The 23,715-nt window shown below is 66.2% G+C and carries 25 protein-coding genes; 15 read left to right on the top strand and 10 right to left on the bottom strand.

Translation table 11 applies throughout. From position 1 onward, the window contains the following. Positions 1 to 13: 13 nt before the first annotated feature. Entirely contained in the window at positions 14 to 748 is a 735-nt protein-coding gene (locus N2L00_RS01560) for a queuosine precursor transporter (RefSeq protein ID WP_255863658.1), read from the top strand. Between the two features lie 28 nt (positions 749 to 776). Here the strand turns inward: N2L00_RS01560 and N2L00_RS01565 are convergent, their stop codons facing one another. Further along, positions 777 to 1,007, bottom strand: a complete 231-nt coding sequence (locus N2L00_RS01565) for a hypothetical protein (RefSeq protein WP_255863659.1) — start codon at positions 1,005 to 1,007, stop codon at positions 777 to 779. 176 nt (positions 1,008 to 1,183) lie between these two features. Between N2L00_RS01565 and N2L00_RS01570 the strand changes: the two genes are divergently transcribed. After that, positions 1,184 to 1,393 carry a hypothetical protein gene (locus N2L00_RS01570; RefSeq protein ID WP_255863660.1) on the top strand — a complete coding sequence of 70 codons (210 nt, stop codon included), beginning with the start codon at positions 1,184 to 1,186 and terminating at the stop codon, positions 1,391 to 1,393. A 73-nt stretch (positions 1,394 to 1,466) separates the two neighbouring features. On the opposite strand, the gene tgt is transcribed toward N2L00_RS01570, so the two are convergent. Then, the gene (tgt, locus tag N2L00_RS01575; protein WP_255767379.1) at positions 1,467 to 2,741 is read right to left on the bottom strand and encodes a tRNA guanosine(34) transglycosylase Tgt; all 1,275 of its coding nucleotides are present in this window, start codon (positions 2,739 to 2,741) and stop codon (positions 1,467 to 1,469) included. Between the two features lie 209 nt (positions 2,742 to 2,950). Here tgt and N2L00_RS01580 point away from each other — a divergent pair, with 209 nt between their 5' ends. Then, positions 2,951 to 3,967, top strand: coding sequence for an FUSC family protein (locus N2L00_RS01580; protein ID WP_255767380.1), 1,017 nt, complete (start codon positions 2,951 to 2,953; stop codon positions 3,965 to 3,967). Here N2L00_RS01580 and N2L00_RS01585 read toward each other — a convergent pair. Beyond that, positions 3,964 to 4,830, bottom strand: a complete 867-nt coding sequence (locus N2L00_RS01585) for a DUF6707 family protein (RefSeq protein ID WP_255767381.1) — start codon at positions 4,828 to 4,830, stop codon at positions 3,964 to 3,966. The genes N2L00_RS01580 and N2L00_RS01585 overlap by 4 nt on opposite strands. 72 nt (positions 4,831 to 4,902) lie before the next feature. Then, positions 4,903 to 5,442 carry an NUDIX hydrolase family protein gene (locus N2L00_RS01590; RefSeq protein ID WP_227924051.1) on the bottom strand — a complete coding sequence of 180 codons (540 nt, stop codon included), beginning with the start codon at positions 5,440 to 5,442 and terminating at the stop codon, positions 4,903 to 4,905. A gap of 115 nt (positions 5,443 to 5,557) precedes the next feature. Between N2L00_RS01590 and N2L00_RS01595 the strand changes: the two genes are divergently transcribed. Together N2L00_RS01595 and N2L00_RS01600 are read left to right on the top strand one after the other, a co-directional pair. Next, positions 5,558 to 6,184, top strand: a complete 627-nt coding sequence (locus N2L00_RS01595) for a YdeI family protein (RefSeq protein WP_255767382.1) — start codon at positions 5,558 to 5,560, stop codon at positions 6,182 to 6,184. A gap of 72 nt (positions 6,185 to 6,256) precedes the next feature. Further along, positions 6,257 to 7,129 carry a class II glutamine amidotransferase gene (locus tag N2L00_RS01600; RefSeq protein ID WP_255767383.1) on the top strand — a complete coding sequence of 291 codons (873 nt, stop codon included), beginning with the start codon at positions 6,257 to 6,259 and terminating at the stop codon, positions 7,127 to 7,129. 9 nt (positions 7,130 to 7,138) lie between these two features. Here the strand turns inward: N2L00_RS01600 and N2L00_RS01605 are convergent, their stop codons facing one another. Further along, positions 7,139 to 8,257, bottom strand: coding sequence for a glycoside hydrolase family 76 protein (locus N2L00_RS01605; RefSeq protein ID WP_255863661.1), 1,119 nt, complete (start codon positions 8,255 to 8,257; stop codon positions 7,139 to 7,141). Positions 8,258 to 8,374: 117 nt separating this feature from the next. Between N2L00_RS01605 and N2L00_RS01610 the strand changes: the two genes are divergently transcribed. The 4 genes from N2L00_RS01610 (at position 8,375) to N2L00_RS01625 (ending at position 12,420) form a co-directional block, all read left to right on the top strand. Continuing rightward, the gene (locus N2L00_RS01610) at positions 8,375 to 9,148 is read left to right on the top strand and encodes an SDR family NAD(P)-dependent oxidoreductase (protein ID WP_255767385.1); all 774 of its coding nucleotides are present in this window, start codon (positions 8,375 to 8,377) and stop codon (positions 9,146 to 9,148) included. 5 nt (positions 9,149 to 9,153) lie between these two features. Further along, positions 9,154 to 10,374, top strand: a complete 1,221-nt coding sequence (locus tag N2L00_RS01615) for an acyl-CoA dehydrogenase family protein (RefSeq protein WP_255863662.1) — start codon at positions 9,154 to 9,156, stop codon at positions 10,372 to 10,374. 1,120 nt (positions 10,375 to 11,494) lie between these two features. Beyond that, positions 11,495 to 11,941: a hypothetical protein gene (locus tag N2L00_RS01620; protein WP_255767387.1), complete on the top strand. Its 447-nt coding sequence runs from the start codon at positions 11,495 to 11,497 to the stop codon at positions 11,939 to 11,941. Positions 11,942 to 12,114: 173 nt separating this feature from the next. Further along, positions 12,115 to 12,420 (top strand): hypothetical protein, encoded by a 306-nt coding sequence (locus N2L00_RS01625; RefSeq protein WP_255863663.1) that lies wholly within the window; start codon positions 12,115 to 12,117, stop codon positions 12,418 to 12,420. Positions 12,421 to 12,445: 25 nt separating this feature from the next. Here N2L00_RS01625 and N2L00_RS01630 read toward each other — a convergent pair whose 3' ends face one another. Continuing rightward, a complete protein-coding gene (locus tag N2L00_RS01630; RefSeq protein WP_255863727.1) occupies positions 12,446 to 13,351 on the bottom strand; it encodes an RluA family pseudouridine synthase in 906 nt (301 codons plus the stop codon). A gap of 232 nt (positions 13,352 to 13,583) precedes the next feature. On the opposite strand from N2L00_RS01630, the gene N2L00_RS01635 reads away from it, so the two are divergent. Further along, positions 13,584 to 15,038 (top strand): SulP family inorganic anion transporter, encoded by a 1,455-nt coding sequence (locus tag N2L00_RS01635; RefSeq protein WP_255863728.1) that lies wholly within the window; start codon positions 13,584 to 13,586, stop codon positions 15,036 to 15,038. Positions 15,039 to 15,065: 27 nt separating this feature from the next. Here N2L00_RS01635 and N2L00_RS01640 read toward each other — a convergent pair whose 3' ends face one another. After that, on the bottom strand, positions 15,066 to 15,950 hold the full coding sequence (locus N2L00_RS01640; RefSeq protein ID WP_255863664.1) for a serine/threonine-protein kinase: 885 nt from the start codon (positions 15,948 to 15,950) through the stop codon (positions 15,066 to 15,068). 122 nt (positions 15,951 to 16,072) lie between these two features. Next, complete coding sequence (locus N2L00_RS01645) at positions 16,073 to 16,597, bottom strand: MarR family winged helix-turn-helix transcriptional regulator (protein ID WP_255863665.1); 525 nt, start codon at positions 16,595 to 16,597, stop codon at positions 16,073 to 16,075. A gap of 165 nt (positions 16,598 to 16,762) precedes the next feature. On the opposite strand from N2L00_RS01645, the gene N2L00_RS01650 reads away from it, so the two are divergent. The 4 genes from N2L00_RS01650 to N2L00_RS01665 are packed head-to-tail and all read left to right on the top strand — an operon-like array spanning position 16,763 to position 21,303. Beyond that, on the top strand, positions 16,763 to 17,911 hold the full coding sequence (locus N2L00_RS01650) for an ABC transporter substrate-binding protein (RefSeq protein WP_255863666.1): 1,149 nt from the start codon (positions 16,763 to 16,765) through the stop codon (positions 17,909 to 17,911). Further along, positions 17,886 to 19,034, top strand: coding sequence for an iron ABC transporter permease (locus tag N2L00_RS01655; protein WP_255863667.1), 1,149 nt, complete (start codon positions 17,886 to 17,888; stop codon positions 19,032 to 19,034). The genes N2L00_RS01650 and N2L00_RS01655 overlap by 26 nt, the downstream gene beginning before the upstream one ends. Continuing rightward, the gene (locus tag N2L00_RS01660; protein ID WP_255863668.1) at positions 19,031 to 19,948 is read left to right on the top strand and encodes an ABC transporter ATP-binding protein; all 918 of its coding nucleotides are present in this window, start codon (positions 19,031 to 19,033) and stop codon (positions 19,946 to 19,948) included. The genes N2L00_RS01655 and N2L00_RS01660 overlap by 4 nt, the downstream gene beginning before the upstream one ends. Continuing rightward, the gene (locus tag N2L00_RS01665) at positions 19,945 to 21,303 is read left to right on the top strand and encodes a hypothetical protein (protein ID WP_255863669.1); all 1,359 of its coding nucleotides are present in this window, start codon (positions 19,945 to 19,947) and stop codon (positions 21,301 to 21,303) included. Before N2L00_RS01660 ends, N2L00_RS01665 begins: the two co-directional genes overlap by 4 nt. A gap of 40 nt (positions 21,304 to 21,343) precedes the next feature. On the opposite strand, the gene N2L00_RS01670 is transcribed toward N2L00_RS01665, so the two are convergent. Then, positions 21,344 to 21,940 carry a LysE/ArgO family amino acid transporter gene (locus tag N2L00_RS01670; RefSeq protein WP_255863670.1) on the bottom strand — a complete coding sequence of 199 codons (597 nt, stop codon included), beginning with the start codon at positions 21,938 to 21,940 and terminating at the stop codon, positions 21,344 to 21,346. A gap of 69 nt (positions 21,941 to 22,009) precedes the next feature. Here N2L00_RS01670 and N2L00_RS01675 point away from each other — a divergent pair, with 69 nt between their 5' ends. Further along, the gene (locus tag N2L00_RS01675) at positions 22,010 to 22,876 is read left to right on the top strand and encodes a LysR family transcriptional regulator ArgP (protein WP_255863671.1); all 867 of its coding nucleotides are present in this window, start codon (positions 22,010 to 22,012) and stop codon (positions 22,874 to 22,876) included. 16 nt (positions 22,877 to 22,892) lie between these two features. Here N2L00_RS01675 and N2L00_RS01680 read toward each other — a convergent pair whose 3' ends face one another. Continuing rightward, entirely contained in the window at positions 22,893 to 23,690 is a 798-nt protein-coding gene (locus N2L00_RS01680) for an Fpg/Nei family DNA glycosylase (protein ID WP_255863672.1), read from the bottom strand. Positions 23,691 to 23,715: the final 25 nt, after the last annotated feature.

Raw genomic sequence — 23,715 nt, forward strand, 5'->3', positions numbered from 1 at the left:
GAACGGAAATGCCATGAACGCACAGCCACGGGCAGCTGTGAAAAACGCTGCAGCCTACGCCTCCCGCGGGAGCTCCCAGTACGACCTGATCCTCACCCTGATGTGCGTGGTCATCGTCATTTCGAATATCGGCGCCTCCAAGGGCGTACAGTTTTCCCTCCCCGGCGGCTGGGACATTGTCACCGACGGCGGTTTCTTCCTCTTCCCGCTCGCGTACATTCTCGGCGACGTGGTGAGCGAGGTCTACGGTTTCAAAGCCGCCCGCCGCGCCATCTTCACCGGCTTTGCGATGGCACTTCTCGCCGTCGTCAGTTTTGCCGTGATCATTGCGCTGCCGGGGTTCAACGACGCCTACGGGCTGGAGAAGCAGGCTGCACTGGAAGTAGCTCTCGGTCCGGTCTGGCAGATTGTCCTGGCGAGCCTGCTGGGGTTCCTGGCCGGCCAGCTGCTGAACTCGATGGTGCTGGTGCGGATGAAGGAGCGGTTCCGTGAGAAGGCACTGACCGGACGGTTGATGCTATCCACCGGTGTAGGGGAGTTTGCGGACACCCTGATTTTCTGTGCCATTGCGGCTCCGGTCATCGGGATTACCGACGCCGGCGGGTTCTTCAACTACGTCCTGTTCGGCTTCCTCTACAAGACGCTCATTGAGTACCTTTTTGTGCCGGTCACGGCGTTGGTCATCCGGGTCATCAAGAAGCGCGAACCCAGCTACGTGGAGCCGCTGCTGGAGCCTGTCGCAGCGTAGGGGCGGGGACCGGGTTCGGTGCTCCCCGTCACTGCCGCGATTCGTCGCGGCGTCCGCTGCTCCGCCGCGTCCCCATGAACATCAGAAGCGGCCCGAGGACGAGTGAAATGACGACGGTGATGATCGCTTGGGAGGGTGGCTTCCATACCGCCACCACTACCAGCGCCAGCAGCAGGGAGAGCGTAACGAGGATCTGGATGGTCCATCCAACAGTGCCGTGCCCGCGCCGCACTACAGGATTCCCCTGCTTTTCCGCCATGCTGACCCCTTCGAATAGCCGTTGCAAGACCGCCAGGCCTCCGCTCCGAGCCTAGCGGCAACGGGCCCTACCGTGCGGGGAAACGCCAATCAGGTCACCGGGCGAAATCCCTGCCCAGGTGTGCAAAGGTGGGGGAACGCCAGAGCTTCACTTCCCCCGTACGGCAGGAGACAAACATGAGCAATCAGGAACCAGTCCCGAACCCCGGTGCCAAGGCAGTAGATGAAAATCTTGCCGGAACCGCGGAGGAATTCAACGACGAAGTCACCAAGGCAATGATCGAAGACGCCCAGGAGAAGGATTCGAGCCCCGGAGACGAGGAACGGGATGCCCAGCCCGCCTTGGAAGAGGATGAATCGACCCAGGCTAAGCCGGACAATTCCTAGCCGGCTTGGCTTTCCGCAGAACCCCTGGAACTCGGCACGTCGCACGCAAGGATTACAGCGGTAGGTAGACCAGCTACTTACCGCTGTAGTACTTGCCCAGGACCTCCGCCTTGAAATCGAAGAACGTGCCGTCGTCGATGGACAGCCGGGCGTCGTCAACGAGCTTCACGGTGAAGCGTTCATTGTGGATGGAAATCAGCGTGTGGCTGACCATCTCGTTGGACTTGAACAGGTGCTGGATGTAGGCGCGGGTGTAATGGGTGCAGGTATAGCAGTCGCAGCCCTCCACCAACGGCCCGAAGTCCCGCTTGAACTTGGCATTTGACAGGTTCTTGCGGCCGTACGGCGTGTAGAACGCCGAATTCCTGGCCACCCGGGTGGGAGAAACGCAGTCGAAGGTGTCGGCGCCGTTTTCGATGGCGGTGAAGATGTCATCCGGCTCGGAAATCCCCAACAGGTGGCGGGGCTTATTCTCCGGAAGCTCCTCCGTGCACCACCGGACAATGGTGCCGAGGTTTTCCTTTTCGAACGCCCCGCCCAGTCCGAAGCCGTCAAAGTCCATGGCACCGAGATCCCGGGCTGCCTTACGCCGCAGGTCTTCGTACTGCGCGCCCTGCAGCACCCCGAACAGGGCCTGGTAGGGCTTGTCGGAGCGTTCCTCGGTCAGCCGCTGGTGCTCGGCAAGGCACCGCAGGGCCCAAAGCCGGGTGCGTTCCAGCGACATTTCCTGATACCCGCGGGAATTCATGAGCGTGGTCAGCTCATCAAAGGCGAACATGATGTCGGCACCGATTTTGTGCTGCACCTGCATAGAGATTTCCGGGCTGAAGCGATGCTTGTCGCCGTTCAGATGGGACTTGAACCAGACGCCGTCGTCGTCGATATGTGCCAGGCGTTCCTTGCCGGGCGCGACGTCGTCGTCCGACCCGGTGGCGTGCGTTGTGCCGTCGGCATTCATGTTGATGACCTTCTTGAAGCCCGCACCCAGGCTCATCACCTGGAATCCGCCCGAGTCGGTGAAGGTGGGGCCGGACCAGTTCATGAACTTTCCCAGACCGCCGGCTTCATCGAGGATGTCCGGGCCGGGCTGCAGATACAGGTGATAGGCATTCGCCAATACGGCCTGGGCGCCGAGCTCCGCGACCGACTCGGGGAGCACAGCCTTGACCGTGGCCTTGGTACCTACCGCGATGAACGCCGGAGTGGCGATCTCGCCGTGCGGCGTGGAGATGGTGCCGGTGCGGCCCTGAAAGCCGCCGCCGTTCGCCTCGACTCGCTGTTCGGCCGCTGCAGGGGCGGTTTCGCGCAGGCGCTTACCGAGGGTGAAGGAAAAGGCTGAGGAAGACACCCCTCCATTTTGCCTTACTCCGCGCCGGCCTTCCGCCGGGCCTGGCCGCTGGGAGATGCACCACATTTATATCTGCTGGTGCTTTCCCGGGGATAGGTTGGATTGGCGGAATTCAACCGGCCATGCACCCCGCCGCCGGAATATCCCCGCACCCCCGATGCCTACGGCACGAAAGGCAGAGGCCACCCGCGTTGACGCACCTGCAGGAAATGTTCAGGATCGCTCCGGCACACAACGACCACCACGCGGCCATCCGCTGCGCCATCGGAGTGGGCGTTCCGCTTCTCCTGCTGCTTTTCCTGGGGCGGATCGACCTGGCCATTTTCGCCACGTTCGGTGCCTTCACCGGGATCTACGGCCGGAACGAACCGCACCGCCAGCGACTGGGCCACCAGGGCCGCGCCGGGACACTTATGCTGGCCGTCATCCTGGCGGCAGCGCTGTGCGCCCGCCTGGACCTGGATGACTGGGGAACCGTCATCGGCACCACGGCAGTAGCCGGTTTCGGCACCATTGCCACGGGCTTTTGGCGGCTGCGCCCGGTCGGCTCCCTGTTCCATATCTTCGCCTTCGCCGCCATATCCTCCGTCCCGAACCATCCTCCGCTCTGGCAGGGGATGCTCACCGCAGTCCTCACGGTGGCCTTCTCCATCCTGCTGGGCCTGTCCGGGATGCTCGTGCAGAAGTACCGCACGGAATGGAAACCACCGGAACGCCTGCGCTTCACGCCGGCCCAGCGCCGCCTCATCTACATTGACGGGCTGCAGTATGCGGTGGCCGCAGTGGTGGCAGGATCCATCGCCACCCTGCTGGGCATCGGCCACAACTACTGGGCCATGGTCGCGGCGACCGTTCCACTGATCGGCGCGACAGTACGCCACCGGGTCCACCGCGGCCTGCAGCGCATCCTGGGCACGTTCGGCGGCCTATTGCTGACGGCACTGATCCTGCTTCCGGGCCTGGAGCCCTGGCAGATGGTCCTGGTCATTGCCGCTTGCCAGTTCGGGGCGGAGATGTTCATCGCCCGGCAATACGCACTGGCCCAGGTGGTGGTCACGCCGCTGGCGCTGGTCAGCACGGAGCTGGCCCACCCGAGCAACCCGATGGAGCTGCTGCGGGACCGCGGCATTGAAACGCTGATCGGCGCCGTCGTCGGCATGGCCGTGGTGGTGGCCGTCCATGTCCGGCAAAAGCAGCTGCAGCAAAAGAAGCGGAAGTCCGCCTAGCCGCGCACGGCAATCAGCTCGGTGCGGATGCGCCGGTCCAGCTCCGCGTCGGACAGCGTCTGCGAACCGCCGTGGGAGCGCAGGTAGAGCAGGGCGTTCAGGCGCAGGACCCGCCATTCCCGTTCGCTGGCATCTTTTCCGGCCTCGGCAGCCCGGTGGATTTCGCGGTCGTACAGGTTGGGTTCGTTCAGCTGGCGCTGCAGCAGCTCGGCAGCCAGCTTGGCCTTCATCGGGTCGGTCTCGGACGTGTCCGCAGCACGCACGGCATGGCTGTACGCCGCCGCGCTCTCGGCGTCGCCGGCCTCATGGGTGATGTGCGCCGCCAGGGCCAAAGCGCCCTGAATCCAGTTCCAACGGCCAAAGTTCCCGTCAAAGGGGAGCCCGGTGATGACGTTGCAGACCCTCAGGGCGTTTTCAGCATCACCGAGATCGATATAGAGAATGTGGGCCAAATCTCGGACATCCTGCAGGTGGCTGCCGGATTTCACGTTCAAACCACGGTCCAGGCGAGCTGCAATCTCCTGTACGGCTGAGTTTTCCGGGTGGGCGGCCGCGGCGTCGGCAATGATTTCGGCCGCGTTGTCTTCCTCCGAAGGCACCTGTCGAACAGCGTCCGACGGCGCACCTTCGGGAGCCGGAGCCTGTACCCGGACGGCGGATCCGTAGGCCAGCCGGAGCGAAGTTCCGTCGTCCAATTTAGCGAGCACCAGCGCGGGAACACCGAAATCATCGGCCTCCACACTGGTTCCGGCTACCGGAGCCAGTGGTTCTGCAGCACCCTCACCCGGGACAAGGATCTGTCCGGGGGCAAGCAGTTCCGCGTTGACCCGGAACGCGTACGTTTCCGGCAGGCTCTCAGACATGGCGATTCCTTCGTGGTTGGACCTCGGCTCCCCAGAACCTCCAGTATATAAAGCTTGTCAGCTGCGACTTTTTCAGCGGCCCCAGCCGGCCGAGGCCAGTGCCTGGCGCAGCAGGTCTCCGCGTCCGCCGGAGAACTCGGCGTAGATCGCGGGGCTGAGTGCTTCGTCCGGAGTCAGCCAGGACAGTTCCAGTGCGTCCTGGCGGGGATTGCACTCACCGGTCACCGGAATCAGATAGGCAAGCGCCACGGCGTGCTGGCGTTCATCCGTCAGCCCGCTCTGCGAAGGGGAGGGGAAATACTCGGCGACGGCGAACGGCACCAGGGTGGGCGGCAGCTGCGGCAGCGCCATCGGCCCCAGATCCTTCTCCAGGTTGCGCAGCAGGGCCCCGCGGATGGTTTCGCGGTACAGCACCCGGCCCGAAACGAAGGAACGTACCATCTGGCCTTCCGGCGTCGCCTGCAGCAGCAGCCCAACCTCGGTGACGTAGCCCAGCGGGTCGCACCGCACGGGCACCGCCTCGACGTAAACCATGGGCAGGCGCTGCCTGGCCTCGTAGAGATCTTCCTCGGAGAGCCAGCCTGGATACGGGTCAGGAGTACGAACGTTCATAGCAGTGTTCTACCCCAAAGGTGCCGTGCCCGTCACACGGCACGCTACGCTTCGGCCATCGGCTGAACCGGCCCGGACCCTTTCAGCCCGGCGGGTGCATCCCTAGACTTGGGCTATGACACGGGACCTCCCGGAGCTTCTCCTGCCGGATGCCGGGGCCTGGCGGGAGTGGCTGGAGCACAATTACGGGTTATCCGTCGGCGTCCGCCTGGTGCTGGGGAAGAAGGGCGGAAGCGTCACCCGGTTGACGTATCGCGAGGCCCTTCAGGAAGCACTCTGTTTCGGCTGGATCGATGCGCAGGCTGACCGGCGCGACGAGCAAAGCTACCTGCAGCGGTTTCAGCCGCGCGGTCCGCGCAGTAACTGGTCGCTGCGGAACGTTGGCTACATCAACCGGCTGGAAGCGGAAGGCAGAATGCATCCGGCCGGACGGGACGCCGTTCTCAGCGCGAAGGTGGACGGCCGCTGGGATGCCGCCTACGCCGGATCGGCAACAGCGGAAATCCCGGAGGACCTTCGGGCGGCCATCGCCGCCGTTCCCGCAGCCCAGGAAATGTTCGACGTACTGACATCGCAGAACCGCTTCGCCATGTACATCCGGCTCAAAGGCCTCAAGACGCAGGCAACCCGCGAGCGCTGGATCGCGGACTATGTGCAGATGCTCAGCGAACACCGCGCGCCCTATCCGCAGAAACGGAAGCCGTCACCTCCGTCAGCGGTGGGGCAGGCGCCTAACGCCTAGCCGCCGCGGCTTGGCTTCCCCGGTTCACCCGGGGCCCCGTCCGTCCACCAGAACCGCCCCCAGGAGGTCCACATGTGCCGACTCTTTGGTATGCATGCCGGGAAGGATCCGGTCCGGGCAACGTTCTGGCTGCTCACGGCCCCGGACAGCCTGGCCCAGCAGAGCCGTAAGGAAGCGGACGGCTTCGGGATCGGAACGTTCGCCCCCGACGGCAGCCCGGTGGTCGACAAAGCGCCCATCGCTGCGTATCAGGATGTGCAGTACGCCCAGGAGGCCCGGGAACTGGAAAGCACCACCTTCCTGGCGCACGTGCGTTACGCCAGCACCGGCGGGGACACGGACGTCAACACGCACCCTTTTGAGCAGGACAACCGTCTCCTGGCCCACAACGGGGTGGTGGAGGACCTGGACAAGCTCGATGACCGGCTGCGCCAGCTGGAGATGTACCACCTGGTCAAGGGGGAGACGGACAGCGAGCGGGTCTTCGCCCTTATCACCGGCGCAGCGAGGGTGAACGGCGGAGACGTTTCGGCTGCAATTGCATCAACGCTGACCTGGATTGCGCAGAACCTGCGGCTGTACGCGGTGAACATCATCCTCACCACCGCCACGGAGCTGTGGGCCGTGCGCTACCCGGACACCCATCCGTTGTACGTCCTGCAGCAGGGGCCGGGCGGCCCGGTGGGGGAGAAGCGGAGCAGCCGGATCAGCGTCCACAGTGACCAGATACGCGAGGAGAAGCGGCCGGAAGTGCTGGTGGCCACCGAAAAGATGGATGCCAACCCGAATTGGCGGCTGCTGGACTCCGGCGAAATGCTGCATGTGGACAGCGACCTCAATGTCCTGCGCACGTTTCCGCTCCCGCAGCACCCGCAGCACCTGATCACGCTGGCGGATCTGGACCCGGCAGCGGCGGCGTCGCAGCACCCGCTCAAGACGGGTTGATGCGGTGCCTCAGGTGAGGTCCGCCCCGGCCCGCTGCACCCGTGCCGACGCTTCGAGGACCATCCAGGCCTGAAGCTGGGTGGAAAGCCCGACGGCGGAGCCGCCCGGGTAGGATACGGCGGCCGGTACCAGCGGCTTGGCGGAGAAGAGGATCCAGTCCGCCCGTTTGCTCCGGCCCTCCCACAGTGCCGTCGCCGTGGCTTCCACCAGCGCGGCCGCCGTCCGGCGGGACGGTTCCGGCAGGGCGGGGGACACGGCGGCCTGGGCCAGGTAGCGCGCCAGGATGCCGGTGAAAAGACCGCCGTCGCCGGTGCCGTGGGTGCGCAGCACGCGCGAGGTGCCGCCGTCGTCGGTCAGGTGGGTGTCGACGGCGCGCACCAGTTCCGCAGCGCGGGTGAGGTTGGCACTGCCGCCGAGCTCGAGCAGGGCACCCAGGACAGGCCCCTGGTTGTAAGTGAACACGGTGCTCTCCAGCTGCGGACGGCCCCGGACCACCTTGACCCCGTCCAGATACAGTCCGGTTTCCGGATCCAGCACGGTGGCGTTGAGCCAATCCACCAGCTCCTGCGCCCGATCCCGTGACCCGGTGCGGACAAAATGCAGGGCAGCCGGAGCGGTGGCCGGGGTGTTCTTGAAGTTTCGGTCCTTGTTCCAGTAGATGCCGCCGCCCAGTTCCGGGGTGTGGGCGGACTCCAGTGCCGTGTTCAGGGTGGAGAGGATTTTCCGGTAGGGGCGCTGCCGGTCCCGCGCTCCCGACAACGAGTTCAGGCGGCCGACGGCAAGGGCCAGCCACGCCATGTCGTCGTAGAAACGGTTGGTGTAGTGCATCCGGTTCCGCAGTCCGATGGTCCGCACCAGCGCCGGCGCCAGGTCCGCAGCCGAGGGATGCTCCGGCCCGCGGAACGGCGTGCCGGTGCGGCGTTCGCGCAGGCCGGCGTCGATCAGGGCATCGAGGTAGTGTGCCTGCCACCAGTAATGCCAAGGCTGGCGCAGTTGCTGCAGCCGCGAGGCCGGGCGGCTGGTGGCAGCCAGATGGGTCCCGGGCAACCCGGCAAACGAACGGCCAAACGCGGCGCTCACGGTGCGCGCGGCGGTCTCGGCGCGGTCGTCGGAATCCTCGTAGAGCATGCGCCAACCCTATGCCAGCCGCCGAAGATGCGGCACCGGCCAACGCACAGTAGGCTCGGATACTGCCGGTGTGACATAGACGACACTGCCGGTGAGCAAATCTGCCAGGAGGAACGCATGGACATCGCAGGCGCATCGGCCATAGTCACAGGGGGAGCGTCCGGACTCGGGCGGGCCACGGCGCGGAGGCTGTACGACGCCGGCGCCTCCGTGGTGTTGGTGGACCTGCCGCAGTCCGAGGGCCTTGCCTATGCAGCGGAACTCGGCGACAACGCCCGGTTCGTCCCCGGCGACGTCACCAACCCGGAACAGATGCAGGCCGCCGTCGAAGCAGCCATGGCTGCAGGACCGCTCCGGGTGGCCGTGAACTGCGCGGGTATCGCAACACCGGGCAAGGTGCTGGGCCGCGACGGTGTCCTTGCGCTGGAGGACTTTGCCCGCGTGGTCAGCGTGAACCTGATCGGCACCTTCAATGTCACCCGGCTCGCCGCCGCTGCCATGGCCGAAACCGATCCGGTCACCGCCAACGGGACCGAGGAACGCGGCGTCATCATCAACACCGCCTCCGTTGCCGCCTTTGACGGCCAGATCGGCCAGCCCGCCTACTCCGCCTCCAAGGGCGGCGTGGCCGCCATGACGCTCCCGCTGGCGCGTGAGCTGGCCCGGCACCTGATCCGGGTGGTCACCATCGCGCCGGGAATCTTCGAAACACCCATGATGGCGGGACTGCCGCAGGCCGCCCAGGATTCCCTGGCCGCACAGGTGCCGCACCCTTCGCGCCTGGGCCGGGCCACGGAATACGCCTCCCTGGCAGCCCACATCATTGAAAACCAGATGCTCAACGGCGAGACCATCCGCTTGGACGGCGCCATCCGGATGGGACCGCGCTGACCTTCATGAGCTCCTCCGCACCACTGCACCAACTGCCCGACGCCGACTTCTACGGTTTCGAAGACCTGCTCAGCGACACCGAGAAAGCCAAGCTTGCCGAACTTCGGCGCTTCCTCGCCGAGGAAGTGCTGCCGCACGCCGTGGACTGGTGGAACGAGGCGCGTTTCCCCTCCGACCTGCTGCCGAAGCTGGCACAGCTGGAACTTTCCACGCCTGTCCAGCAGGGCTACTCGCCGCTGTTCGCAGGCCTGGTGATCGCGGAAATGACGCGCGCCGACACCTCGCTCGCCACCTTCTTCATGGTCCACCATGACCTGTTTGTCGAAGCGCTGCATGTCTTTGGCTCCGAGGAGCAGAAGTCCCGGCTGCTCGACGACGCCCGTGCGCTGCGGATTACCGGTGCCTTCGCGCTGACCGAGCCGGAACACGGCTCCGATGTTGCCGGCGGCATGTCCACCACCGCGGTGCGCGACGGCGACACATGGGTGCTGAACGGTGCCAAACGCTGGATCGGCAACGGCACGTTCTGCGACTACATGGTCCTGTGGGCGCGGGAACCGGAAACCGGACACACCCGCGGTTTCCTGCTCGACGCGAACCTGCCCGGAGTAACCCGGACCCGGATCGAGAACAAGACCGCGCTGCGAACGGTGCAGAACGCGGACATTGTGCTGACTGACGTCCGGGTGCCCGCCGCTGACCTGCTCGCCGGCGTGGAGAGCTTCGACGACACCAAGCAGCTGCTGCAGGGATCCCGGATCATGGTCGGCTGGCAGGCGGTGGGAGCCCAGCTGGCCGCGTTCGACGTCGCCCGCGCGTACGCCGTCGAACGCCTGCAGTTCGGCCGCCCGCTGGCAGCCTTCCAGCTGATCCAGCAGCAGCTGGTGCAGATCCTCGGCAATGCGGTGGCCAGCACCGGAATGCTGGCCCGGGTTACCGAGCTCGAACACGGTGGCTACCCCGTACCCGGTAACGAAGCGCCCGTCGCCGGCACAGCCTCCGGGGATATGGCGAGGGCCGCGCTGGCGAAGTCCTACGCCAGTGCCAGGATGCGCGAAAGCGTGGCGCTGGGCCGCAGCATCCTCGGCGGCAACGGGATTGTCACCGACTACCGGATGGCCAAGATCTTCGCCGACGCCGAGGCCATCTACACGTATGAAGGCACCTGTGAGATCAACACGCTGATCGTCGGGCGGGACATCACCGGGGTGTCGGCCCTGCGTTAAGGGTTCCTCGCTGGATCCTGCGGGGTGGGGTCTGCTGCGTGCGTCGGGGTGGGTCCCCGTGGGGCCTGGAACGGCGGCAACGAAATTTCCGCGCTCGCAGAGCTCGCGGGAAATATTAAAGCCGCCTTATCCAGGCCCCTCCGGAGCCCCCGGTTGGTGCAGGCAGCAGCGGAGCCCCGCCTTATCCAGGCCCCTCCGGAGCCCCGGTTGGTGCAGGCAGCATCGGAGCCCCGGCGTGCCGCCTTCCTCCAGACGCTTCGGTTTGTGCAGATCCCTTCGGTTTGTCGGGTTCCCCGCGTTGCGCGGCGCAGGGATTGCCACAAACTGCAGGGTTTTCCCCAAACTGCAGGGTTTCCCACCCCGGGTGGTTGCCCGCCCCGGCGTGCCGCCTTCCTCCAGACGCTTCGGTTTGTGCAGATCCCTTCGGTTTGTCGGGTTCCCCGCGTTGCGCGGCGCAGGGATTGCAACAAACCGCAGGGTTTCCGCCTGCGGGGTGGCTGAAAGGAGCCGGGCCGAACGCTGAACCGGTTAACTCGGGTGTTTGGCCCGTAAGGTCGCTCCGAAGCGATCCGGTTTTGCTCCGTTATGGGAAAAACCTGCCGGTTTGGGAAATCCCTGCCGCTGCGCAGCGGAGCGTTTTCCCAAACCGGCAGCAAATTCCCAAACCAGGCGGAAATCGCACGGCCGCTGGCCGAAAGGCTTGCCCGGGAAGCAGGGGCCCCAGTCCTGCGTGCCGAAGTGCCTTTGCCGCAGGCCGTTTCCGGGCGTTTCCCTACGATTTGTCCGAATCCCTTCGGTTTGTCGGGTTCCCCGCTTCGCGCGGCGCAGGGATCGACACAAACCCCAGGGATTGCCCCAAACCGCAGGGTTTCCCACCCCGGGTGGTTGCCCGCCCCGGGTGGTTGCCCGCCCCGGCGCAGAGGGAGCTGGCTGGCCGGGATAGAACCGGGCCAGAGTGTTGATTTCCACGGTTTCGAGGCCTGCACTTGGCGCTGACGGCCGGGCACCATTTGCTGCCCGGCGGAACGGCCGGGTGGCATGCCGCCCTCAGGATCAGTAGGCTTACTAAATGGGCCGCAGGAACAGCGGCCCGGTTCACCGGACGTGAAAGGCATGGTTTATGACCGAGCAGAGCATTCCCGATCCCGAGCTGGGCGACGATCCGGTTCTCGCCGACGACGTCGCCGCTGTGGCCACTCCGGACGAGCTGACGGTGGTGTCCGAAGACGAGCTGCTGGAGCAGGATGAGCTGGTGGACGCTGAAGACCTCACGTACCCCGGAGCAGCAGAAGACAACCCGGACAACTGGCAGGAAGACCCGCTGATCCGCGAGGAAGCACCGCTGAACGAACCCGGTGAGCTCTCCGATCAGACCCTCCGCGACGAGACCGCCGAAGAGCGCTTCCTGAACGGGGACACGCAGATTCCGCCGGAAGCACCGACCATCGGCGAGGCCGCCAATGACGTCGACTTCGGCGACCCGACGGTAGGCGACGAAGACGCCAGCGATGACCCCGCACACCGCGGCGGCGACCCGCTTGCCGATTTCAACCCGGATGACGTCTAAGCCGACGACGCCCCAGGCAACAGCGCAAACGTTCATGGGGTCCGGCGATAGTGGTCTACGGACTGACGCCGGGCCCCATGCCTGTGCCCGGCTCCTGCCCGTAACGGACCGGGTGCTGGTCCGGTGATGGACGGCGTCGCAGGCACCCCCGGCATCCGCACTAGGCTGGATCCATGCCTTCTTTCCGCGTCCAGTTGAATATTCTCGGACTGAAGCCGGGCAATCCGCCCGAGGCCGTCATGGAAACGGCCGTCGCCGCCCTGGGGGCCGCCCACCACGTGGAGGCAAACCAGCTGGATATCGTCTCCGGGATTCCGCGGATCACGCTGCGTTTCACCGTCCCGGACGATGAATGGTCCGTGGAAAACTCACGGGCCCGCCGCGCCGCCATCAACATGCGTGCCGCAGTGGAAGAAGTAGCGAACGGGCAGGACCTGCGTGTGCTCCGGCGGATGCGCGGACGCTGGACGGTGTTGTAGGAGGACCTGCTGTAAAAGGACGGCCCTAGGCGCCGGGGAAAGCGTCCAAGGAAAGCCGGCTGCGGTACTCCACCGGCAGGCGGGTCAGCGGATCGGTGAACTGCACGGACCGCGCCAGCAGCTGCAGCGGCCGGGAATAGTCGTCCGGCGCCTGGGGCAGCAGCTCCGGGTAGAACGAATCATTCAAGATGCCGATGCCCTGCGATGCCATGTGCACCCGCAGCTGATGGGTCTTCCCCGTATGCGGCAGCAGCCGGTACCGGCCCAGCCCGCCGCTGGTCTCCATCAGCTCGATCCGGGTCTCCGCATTGGGTTCGCCCTCGACTTCCTGGGCCAGCAGGTAGGTGCGGGATTTGATCATCCGGCTGCGGACAATCCGCGGCAGCTCGAGGTCCTCCCGGACCGGAGCCACCGCTTCGTACTCCTTGCTGATCCGGCGCTTCTCGAAGAGGGTCTGGTACTTGCCCCGGGTCTCGGGGTTGGTGGAGAACAGCAGCACGCCGGCGGTCATGCGGTCCAGGCGGTGCATGGGAATCAGGTCCGGAATCCCCAATTGGACCCGCAGCCGCACCAGGGCCGACTCGGCCACGTACATGCCGCCCGGCGTCGTCGGCAGGAAATGCGGCTTGTCCACCACCAGCAGGTCCTCATCCTGGTGCAGGATGCCGATCTCCACCGGGATCCGCTCTTCGGGCGGAAGCTCGCGGTAGTACCAGATGAAGGTGTGCTCGGTCAGGGGAGTGGCCGCGGTCAGCGGAATGCCGCCCAGGCCCACTACTTCACCGCGTTCGAACCGCTCTATGATTCCGTCCGGATCCACATGGCCGAACCGTTCAAGCACGTAGTCCATGGCGGTGTCCCACGGTCCTTCACCGGGAAGGCGCAGGCGGGTGGCGTTGACTCCGTTGCGCACGGGAAGCGGGGACTGCATCACGGTTTCAGGATATCGCGCGTGCGGGCTTAAATTGGGCTTGGCTGTTCTGGGTAGAACAGGCCCGCCCTCCTCGCAATCCAGGCAGATCCTGCCGCAGAAACCCCATCCGAAACGGAGCCCGGTGGCCACCGAACCAGTTCTTCCTCCTGTTGACCAGAAGGAGCCGACGCGGACAGCGCCGCCTCCAACGACGACGCCGGCCCTGACGCCGGAAGAGCGCCAGTCGGTCATGCGTACCCTGCGTTCGCCGAAACTGCTCAAGACGGAGGTCCTGGCCGGACTGGTGGTGGCCCTTGCGCTCATCCCCGAGGCCCTGGCCTTCTCGGTCATTGCCGGGGTGGACCCGAGGATCGGCCTGTTTTCGGCCTTCACGATGGCTGTCTCCATCGCGTTCCTCGGCGGCCGTCCGGCCATGATTTCCGCCGCCACCGGGGCTGTGGCCCTGGTGATTGCACCGCTGGTGGCCTCCCACGGCGTGGAGTACATGATTGCCGCCGTGCTGCTGGCCGGGGTTTTCCAGGTGCTGCTGGCACTGCTTGGCGTGGCGAAACTCCTGCGCTTCATTCCGCGCCAGGTGATGGTCGGCTTCGTTAACGCGCTGGCCATCCTGATCTTCATCGCCCAGGTGCCCGAACTGCTGGGGGTGCCCTGGCTTGTCTATCCGCTCGTGGCGCTTGGGCTGTTGATCGTCTTCGGCCTGCCCCGGCTCACGGTTGCGGTGCCGGCGTCGTTGGTGGCCATCGTGGTCCTCACGGCCATCACGGTGTTCGCGTCCCTTTCCGTCCCGACCGTCGGGGACAAAGGCGAACTGCCGGACAGCCTGCCGTCGCTGCTGCTGCCCGATGTGCCCTTCAGCCTCGACACCCTGCAGGTGGTCTTCCCCTACGCACTGGCCGTGGCATTTGTGGGGCTGCTGGAATCGCTGATGACGGCCAAGCTGGTGGATGACGTCACCGACACCCGCTCCAACAAGACCCGCGAAGCCTGGGGCCAGGGTGCAGCCAACCTCATTACCGGATTCTTCGGCGGCATGGGCGGATGCGCGATGATCGGCCAGACCATGATCAACGTGAAGGGCTCCGGTGCCCGAACCCGGATTTCCACGTTCCTGGCCGGGGTATTCCTGCTCCTCCTGGTGGTTGTCCTGGGAGACGTTGTGGCCCTGATTCCGATGGCAGCCCTGGTTGCTGTGATGATCTTCGTGGCGGTCACCAGCTTCGACTGGCACAGCATCCGCCCGTCCACGCTGAAGATGATGCCCAAGAGTGAAACCGCCGTCATGCTGGCCACCGTGGCCGTGACCGTCTGGACCCACAACCTGGCCAGCGGCGTCGGCGTCGGGGTGCTGGTGGCCATGGTGCTGTTCGCGCGCCGGGTGGCGCACTTCGTCACCGTGGATCGCACGGTCACCGGGAACGACGCCGATGCCACCGCCGTCTATACGGTGAACGGCGAGCTGTTCTTCGCTTCCTCGAATGATTTGTATTCCCAGTTCGAGTACGTCCTGGATCCGGGGAATGTGGTCATTGACCTGAGTGGCTCCCACGTCTGGGACGCGTCAACCGTGGCTGCGCTCGACGCCGTGACGGAGAAGTACCGGCGGCGCGGAACCGAGGTGCGGATCACCGGACTGAATGAGGCCAGCGGCCCGATGCGCGAACGGATGGCCGGCAAGCTGCCCTAGCTGCCGGCCGCGACCGCGCGGACGGGTTCAGGCCGCAGCGGGGAGTGCGGGCTGCTGCAGGGAGGCCAGCTCCACCCGGCACTGCTCGGCGCTGGGGCGTTCGCGCGGCGAGAGCGAGGTCATGGCGGACAGCAGCGACCGCCATCCGGCGGGGAGCGCGGGCGGGATCACCGGCCCGCGGACCGTCCGGGCCACCATGGATTCGACCTGCGGCAGGTCGAAGGTGCGGACCCCCGTCAGGCATTCGAGCAGGACAAGTCCCAGCGAGTAAATATCCGTGGCGGAGGTCAGGGGTGCGCGCCGCACCTGCTCGGGACTCATGTAGGGCAGGCTCCCGTAGGACGGTTCCTTATCCCCGCCCCCCTGGCTGCTGACGGCGATGCCCAGATCCGTGATTTTGGCGTGGCCGGTTGCCGGATCCATCAGGATGTTCGAGGGCTTCACGTCCCGGTGGATGTACCCCGCAGCATGCACGCCGCCAAGTCCGGCGGCGAGCTCGACGCCGAGCCGCGCAGCGTCGCTGGGCGGCAGCCCGCCGGAGAGGTTCTGCCGGAGGTCGGTGCCCTGCACCAGTTCCAGGACCAGATACGGCGTCTGCACGCCGGTGCCGGGGTGGCTGATGGTGCCCGTGGAAATCATCCGAACCACGTGCGGATTCTCGACGGCCCGCAGCGCGGCCGCTTCCCGGATGGCTTCATGCCCCTCCGGCCTGTGCCCAAGCGGCGCGGAAAAGATCTTTACTGCCACCTTCTCCAGGGACGCCAGATCGGTAGCCCGCCAGACGTAGCCGGCAGTGCCCCGCCCGATAGGTTCGTCCAGGCAGAACCGGCCGCCGATGAGTACATGGGCGCTAAAGCCCGAGGCGTCGGAAACAGGGGATGCTGCGGTTCTTGATGCTGGATACCTGTCCATGCCGCCCCCGGATTATTAGCTAGTTTTTCTATTTACTAATCCGGCTAACGATAGGGTGGGTGCGCAGTTGAGTCCAGCTTTCGGGTCTGGATTCCCGGTGCGACGACAAATCCCGGGCGGGATCAGTGCTGCGGCTTCCCCGGATCCGGCTTCGGTTCCTCCAGCGCAGAACGCAGGCGGTCCATAAAGGAAATGACAATCCCGGCTTCCTCCGGCGACAGCTCTGCCGCGGCCTGCATCATGCGCCGGTGCATATCGCCCACGGTCTGGCGAACATCGGCGTCCGATGCGTCGGTGGGGACAATCTCCCAGGCGCGGCGGTCATTGGGCCGGGCACGCCGTCGGACGTATCCGCCGCGTTCCAGCCGGTCGATAAGTGCAGTGGTGGAGGCGGTGGAGATCCCAAGGAGCCGGCTCAGGTCCTTGGGGCCGAGGCTTTCACCGGCCTGCCGGGCCTGCATCAGGCAGCGCATGGCCAGAAGGTCGTTTTCGTTCATCCCCATGGCATCCTGAGTGCGACGGCGGACCAGGGTCTCGGCGGCGCGGTAGCTGCGCACTGCATCCAGCACGGCGCGGGCTTTTGGGTGCTCCGGATCGGGGCCGTACCAGTAGCCGTCCTGCTCCGGGAGCTGTTTCGGGGTGTCCATTCGTCCAATCCTAGCCTCGCTGGAAGGTAGGACGCCTAGGAATTAATGCGATGCATTTCACACTGCAATTAGGGCATAAAAACGTGATGTAATCTCTTCGGCTGTGGTCAGATGTTAGGTGTCCCCTTAGGTAATCCTTACCTCTCGCCTGCGATAGGAACGTCCTTGACTGCACCCGAAATCTCCCCGTCCGGTCCCAAAACCGGACCCTCGCGCCGCAATATCTTGGGCGGAGCCGGGCTCGGCTTCCTGGCCTTGGCGCTGGGGGCCTGCTCCACCCGTGACACTGTGGCGGCGGCAGGGAATGCAGCAGGATCCGGCGGTTTCATTGTGACTGATATGCGCGGCGTCGAGGTTTCCTTCGACGGGCCGGTGCAGAAAATCGCCACCACCGTCATCCCCTCTCCCTCCATGCTGGCTGCCGTGGACGGCGGGTACGCCAAGATCGTGGGCATCAATGAATCCACGCTGCAGGCCAACCGGCAGGGCCTGTTCGGGGAGATGTTCCCCGATTCGAAAACCACCACCACCATCGCGCCGTCGAGCTTCACCCCCAACATCGAGACCATCACCAAACTGGAGCCCGACGTTGTGTTCCAGTGGGCGGACCAGGGCGACGGACTTGTGGAGCCGCTGGAAAACGCCGGCTTCAAAACGGTCTGCCTGCTCTACGGAACGCAGGAATACCTGGAAACCTGGGTGTCCCTGTTCGCCACCATCCTCGGCAAGCCTGAGCGCGGCACCGAAATCGTGGACTGGATGCACGCCGAAATCGGCCGGCTGGAGGATGAACTCGCCGCGGTTTCCACGCCCGTGCGGGTGGTCCACCTGGGCCAGTCCGGCGACGGCTATTCGGCCTCCAACAAGTCCTCCTACATGCACTACTGGATGGAGCTGGCCGGCGGGCAGAACATGGCGGCGGAGAACCTTTCCGCCGAGAACGTGGTCAGCGCCGAGCAGCTGATCGAGTGGGATCCCGAGGTCATCACGCTGGGCGGCTTCGATACCCGCACCCCGGCCGAGGTCTACGCGGATCCCTCCCTCGCCTCCGTGTCTGCCGTGAAAAACCGCCGGGTCTACAAGGCCCCGCTGGGTGGGTACCGCTGGGAGGTTCCCTGCGCCGAGTCCCCGCTGATGTGGCAGTGGGCAGCCGAGGTGTTCCATCCCGGCCGCACCAGCAACACCCTGCGCGCCGCCATGAAGGAAAAGATTGCGTACCTCTACGGGTACGAAGTGAGCGAAGCCCAGATTGATGCCGCACTGCGGCTGGACCTGAACGGTGCCAGCGTTGGCTACGACGTCTTCCGCGGCTGAGATGGCGGCTCCGCATAGCTCCGGCGCACCTGCACCTGCCCGTGACGGCTCGACATCGCCGTCGTCGGCCGGTGCCCCGCCGTCGTCGGCCCGCCGCCGGTTGATCCTGCCGCTCTGCGTCCTGATCCTGTGTGCGGTGGCCCTGGTTTCCATGGCCGCCGGCCGGTACTGGGTGCCGCCGAACGAAATCCTGCGCATCCTGTTCAACGAAGTCACCGCACTCTTCGGCGGCGAGGGGATGCTCCGCCGGACTTGGACCGACCAGGAAGCCACCGTGGTCCTGGATGTACGGCTGCCTCGCGTGCTGCTGGCCTTCCTGGTGGGCGGAGCGCTCTCGCTCGGCGGCGCCTGCCTGCAGGCGCTGTTCCGCAATCCGCTGGTCAGCCCGGACATTATCGGCGTCACTGCCGGGGCGTCCTTCGGCGGGGTGCTGGTGCTCACCCTCGGCCTGTCCGGCGGCTGGATGGTCGGCGGTGCCTTCGGGTTCGGACTGGCCGCACTCGCCGGCGTCCTGCTGCTGGGCCGGCTGGGCGGACGGGACAACGCCATGCTGATGATCGTCCTGGGCGGGATTGTGGTGGCGGCGTTCTTCAACGCGCTGGTCTCCTTCATGACCTACCTGGCCGACCCGTACTCCGAACTGCCCTCGATCGTGCACTGGCTGCTCGGTTCCATCGCCGCGGCCAGCTATGACAAGGTGCTCACCGCACTGGTCCCGGTGGCCATCGGCGCGGTGATCGTCCTGGCCCTGCGCTGGCGCCTGAATGTGCTGTCCCTGGGGGACGACGACGCCGCCGCGCTGGGCGTGAACCCGCAGCGCTCCCGGGTGGTGCTGTTGTGTGCCGTTGCCCTGATGACGGCAGGCACCGTCGCCGTGGCGGGGGCCGTCGGCTGGGTGGGACTCGTGGTTCCGCACCTCGCCCGGCTCTGGGTGGGACCGGACCACCGGATCCTGCTGCCGGCGTCGTTGCTGTTGGGCGGTACCTACCTGATGCTCATCGACACCCTTAGCCGTTCCATCAGCAGCAGCGAACTGCCGCTCGGCATCCTCACCGCCATTATCGGCGCCCCGGTCTTCGTGCTGCTGCTGGCCCGTTCGCAGAAGAAAGCCGAGCTCTCATGACCCTCGTTTCCCTGCCCCGCCCGGTTCCCGGGGATCCCCTGACGGGCAGCCCGGCGGCCGGCTCCGCGCCGCTGCTGCAGGCCACCGGCCTCGGTTTCCGCTACTCCCGGCTGCGTCCGTGGCTCTTCCGGAACCTGGAATTTTCCTTGGAACGCGGGGAGGTCCTGTCCATCCTGGGGCCCAACGCCCGCGGCAAAACCACGCTGCTCAAGTGCCTCTCCGGGCTGCTTGCCCCGCGTGAGGGAACGGTTCGCGGTGCGCCGTGCATCGGATACGTGCCCCAGGACCACGGCGCGGGTCCGTCCTTCACGGTCGCCGACATGGTGCTGATGGGCTGCACCCGGCACCTGCGCGCCTATCAGACTCCGCGCCCGGAGGACCATGCCGCCGCCGATGCAGCCATGGAACGGGTAGGCGTGGCCGGCTGGGCCGGACGCGACTATTCCACCCTCTCCGGCGGGCAGCGGCAGCTGGTGCTGATTGCCCGGGCCGTGGCCTCGGGCTGCGAACTGCTCGTCCTGGACGAACCGGCGTCGGCACTGGACCTGAACAACCAGTCCCGCGTGCTGAGCGTGCTCACCGGACTGGCCGCGGAGGGCATGGGCGTCATCATGACCACCCATCATCCTGACCACGCACTCCACGTGTCCCGCAACGCACTGCTGTTTGTCGGCAGCCATGACGTCCGCTGGGGACCTACCGAGGAGCTGCTCACCGGTCCCGCCCTCTCCGAGGTCTATGGCCTGCCGATCTGCACCCCCACCGTGGGCACGGTATCCGGCGAACGCGTGATCGCGGTCCCGGATTTCGGCCCGTCCTGCCGTGCCTGCCCGGTGCCCGGCGCAGTCGGGGCACCGGCGCCAGGGCCGACTCCGGTGGAAATACGAACACCCCTTGGAAAGGAACACCCGTGATTATCCGCTTGACCGGCGGCACGCCGATGCGTGGCCAGACCGACACCACCTGGCGCGGCGCCTTCGAGGATGTCGACGCCTACGACCTCGACGACGACGCCGCCCGCGCCCGGATCCTCTCGGCCGACGGGCTGGTGATCGGCGGCGGCGTGGACCATCTCCTGCTGGGAAAGCACCGCGAAGCGCTCACCGGCTTTGTCCGCGCCGGCGGCCGGGTACTGGTCAACGGCCAGGTGGTTAAGCCTTTCATCGACGGGCTGGCGGTCTGGCGCAAGCTGGAATTCCGCGGCGCGCAGGACGTCCGGCCGCATCCGGTCTCTCCGCACGCGGTGTGGGCGGGCATTGACTACCGGGACCTGCACTACCGCACCGGGGTGCCCGGAACCCACAGCTACGAGCGGTTGGAGGAGATCGGCGTCGCCGGTTTCTACGGCCGCGGCTATCACCTGGACCTGCCCGAGAGCGCGACCGTGGTCACCGGCATCGGCCAGTACCGGCTCCCGCTGGACTACCGCTACAGGATCGGCTCCGGCGAAGTGCTGGTGCACGGCGGCAATGACCTGGAGAGCTTCAGCGACGATCAGTATTCCACCCGCGTGCTGGGCCCGAACCTGGTGCAGTGGCTGGAAGCCGGGGAACGCACCGCGGCCGAGCCGGCGTCCGCCCCCGCTCCTGCCGCCGTCGGACCCCGGCCCTCCGCCGTTTCAGGCACGGAGGGATCAGCCGCCCCGCGGATCGGGCTGCTGCACTGCGGCACCTTCCAGCCCCTGCGGACCCTGGCCGACCCGGCCCTGGCGACGTACCGGCTGGAGTCCGTTTATCTTCCGGACGCCGATCCGGCCGTACTCGCGGACCTGGACGTGGTGATTGTCAGCGACCGGCTGCATCAGGGCCAGCTTGGGCGCTTTGTTCCGGCCATCCTGGCCGCTTTGTCCGACCCGGGGAAAACCGTGATCGTGCTTGGTGAGAACAAGGTAGAACAGTGGCTGCCGGGCGTCGGCTACAGTTTCCGCCCCACGGTGTTCTGGATGTGGCGCACCGGCGAGGACAACGGCACCCGGCTTCGGCTGCCTGAGGATCCGATGTGGGAGTTCTTCACCCCCTGGTCGGTGTCCTGGCATCATCACGGGCTGTTGCATCCGCGCCCCGGTGCCCGCTCGCTGGTGGTGATGGAAGAGGACGGCGCCGAATCCGGCACGCTGCTGTATGTGGATGAGGCAAACCAGCCTGCCCGCCTGCTGGTGACCACCATGGACCCGGTCTACCACCACGGATCCGGCTTTATGCCCGGTGCTTCCCAGCTGCTGTACTCGCTGCTGCGCTGGGTCACGGCCACGCACGCCGCGCGGGCCTAGTCGGCGAGCACGCACGGCCGGTCGGAGTGCGCGGTCCGGATCAGCCCAAGACCAGCCGGACGGCGAGGAACAGCATAACGACGCCGATCAGCAGGTCCACAATCTGCCAGGTGCGCGGCCGGTTCAGCAGCCCAGATAAGCTGCGGGCACCGTAGCCCAGCGCGGTAAACCAGATGAGGCTGCCGACGGCGGCGCCGGCGGCGAAAATCCAGCGCGTGTCGGAACCGTACTGGTTTGCCAGGCTGCCCAGCAGCACCACGGTGTCCAGATACACGTGCGGGTTCAGGAAGGTCAGGGCAAGGGTGGTCAGGATGACGGTGCCCTTGGCCCGCGGTGCCTGTGCTTCCAGCGCCGAGGGTCTGGCGGCGGAGATCAGCGAGCGGATACCCCACCAGGCGAGATAGGCGGCGCCGGCCCAGCGCAGGATGTCCAGGACCGCCGGGAAACGGGACACCAATGCCCCGATTCCGGCGGTGCCGCCGAAGATCAACAGGGCATCGCTGATGATGCACAGGGCCACTACCGCGCCGATGTGTTCCCGCCGCAGTCCCTGCCGCAGGACGAAGGCATTCTGCGCCCCGATGGCCACAATCAGTCCGAAACCGGTGACCATTCCGGTTGCCCAAATACTTAGCATTCCTCGACGGTAACCAGCTGCAGTGGTACAGACAAACGAATGATTTGAAGGATGCATTAGGTTTGCTTCATGAACTTTGAGCATCTCCGCGCACTGTCCGCCGTCGTAGACGAGGGCACGTTCGAAGCGGCGGCGGATCGGCTGCATATCAGTCCGTCCGCGGTAAGCCAGCGCATCAAGGCACTGGAAAGCTCCGTGGGCCAGGTCGTCATTCGCCGGGGGACACCCTGCACTCCGACGGATGCGGGCATGGTTCTGCTGCGCATGGCACGGCAGGTGCAGCTGCTGGAAGGGGAAACCCGTTCCGCGCTCTCGGGTGGCACGTCACCGCGGACGCCGACGCCGGTGGCCGTCAACGCGGACTCCCTCGCCACATGGTTCGTCCCGGTCCTCTCCGAAGCAGCCGAGTGGACGGACAGCACCCTGGACCTGCACGTCGAAGACCAGGACCACAGCGCGCAGCTGTTGCGCCAAGGGGACGTGATCGGCGCCGTCACTGCCGATCCGACACCGGTCAACGGCTGCAGGGTCGAAGCCTTGGGCGCCATGCGTTACCTCCCGGTGTCCACGCCGGACCTGCAGCAGCGCTTCACGCGCGAAGACGGTGTCGATTGGGCAGCCATGCCGGTGGTTCAATTCAATGCCAAGGACGATCTGCAGCGCCGGTTCCTGCAGGCACGCGGCGTTGACGGACGACCGCCCCGGCACACGATCCCGTCCTCGGAGGCCTTCGTGGCTGCGGTCCGTGCAGGACTCGGCTGGGGCATGCTGCCGGAACTGCAGTTGGGTAACGGGCTCAAGGACGGGACGTTGGTGCTGCTCGATGAGCGTGCGCACCGGGACGTCCTGCTGTACTGGCAGGCCTGGAAGCTGGACTCGGAACGGCTGCACCGCATCGGTGACTCAATCCGGCGAGCCGGCCGGCAGCTCAGGTGAGGAAGCCCGACCCCGGCTAACTCGGAAACGGCTGGCAGTGCGGGCAGTAATACAGGTCCCGCATTTCCATCTCGTTGTCGCCGAGCAGCTCATGCGCCACCTTGGTGCCGCAGCGCAGGCAGCCCCGCCGTTCCCGGCGATAGACCCAGAGCTGGTCCCGGCCCATGGCGCCGGTGGTGATCCGGCGGGAGCGGGCCTTATTGACCTCCAAGAGGCGCTTGGACAGGTCCACCAGGCGGGGTAGATCCGGTACGTCCGAGACCGGGGTCAGCGGGTGGATGCCGGCCAGGAAGCACAGCTCGCACCGGTAGATGTTGCCGATCCCGGCGAGGTTCCGCTGGTCCAGCAGGGCAAGGCCGATGGGCCGGTCCGGCTGGGCGGAGAGGCGGCGCAGCGCTTCTTCGGCGTCCCAGTCAGGTCCCAGCAGGTCCGGGCCGAGGTAGCCGACGGCCTCGTCCTCGTCCGAGCGGGGCAGGACCCGAAGGAACCCGAGGTCGAAGCCGACGACCTGGTGGGTGTCCGTTTCGAGGATGCAGCGTGCCTTGAACGCGGGCCGGCGCCACTTCTCCCCCCGCGCGTAAACGTGCCAAAGCCCCTCCATTTTCAGGTGGGAGTGGAGGATCCAGCCGTCCACGGGATCGCCGCCGCGGATCAGCAGATGCTTGCCGCGGGACACGACGTCCTGCACGGCGGAGCCGGTGAAATCGGTGGTGGCGAATTTCGGGACGCGGATATCGCACCGGGTGAGCTCTTTGCCGGCCAGGACGGCGTTGAGGTCCCTCGCCGCCCGCCAGATGGTATCGCCCTCAGGCACGGTTCCTCCCCGGTTCGACTCCGCA

Source organism: Arthrobacter sp. zg-Y1171, assembly GCF_025244845.1.
Lineage (GTDB): Bacteria > Actinomycetota > Actinomycetes > Actinomycetales > Micrococcaceae > Arthrobacter_B.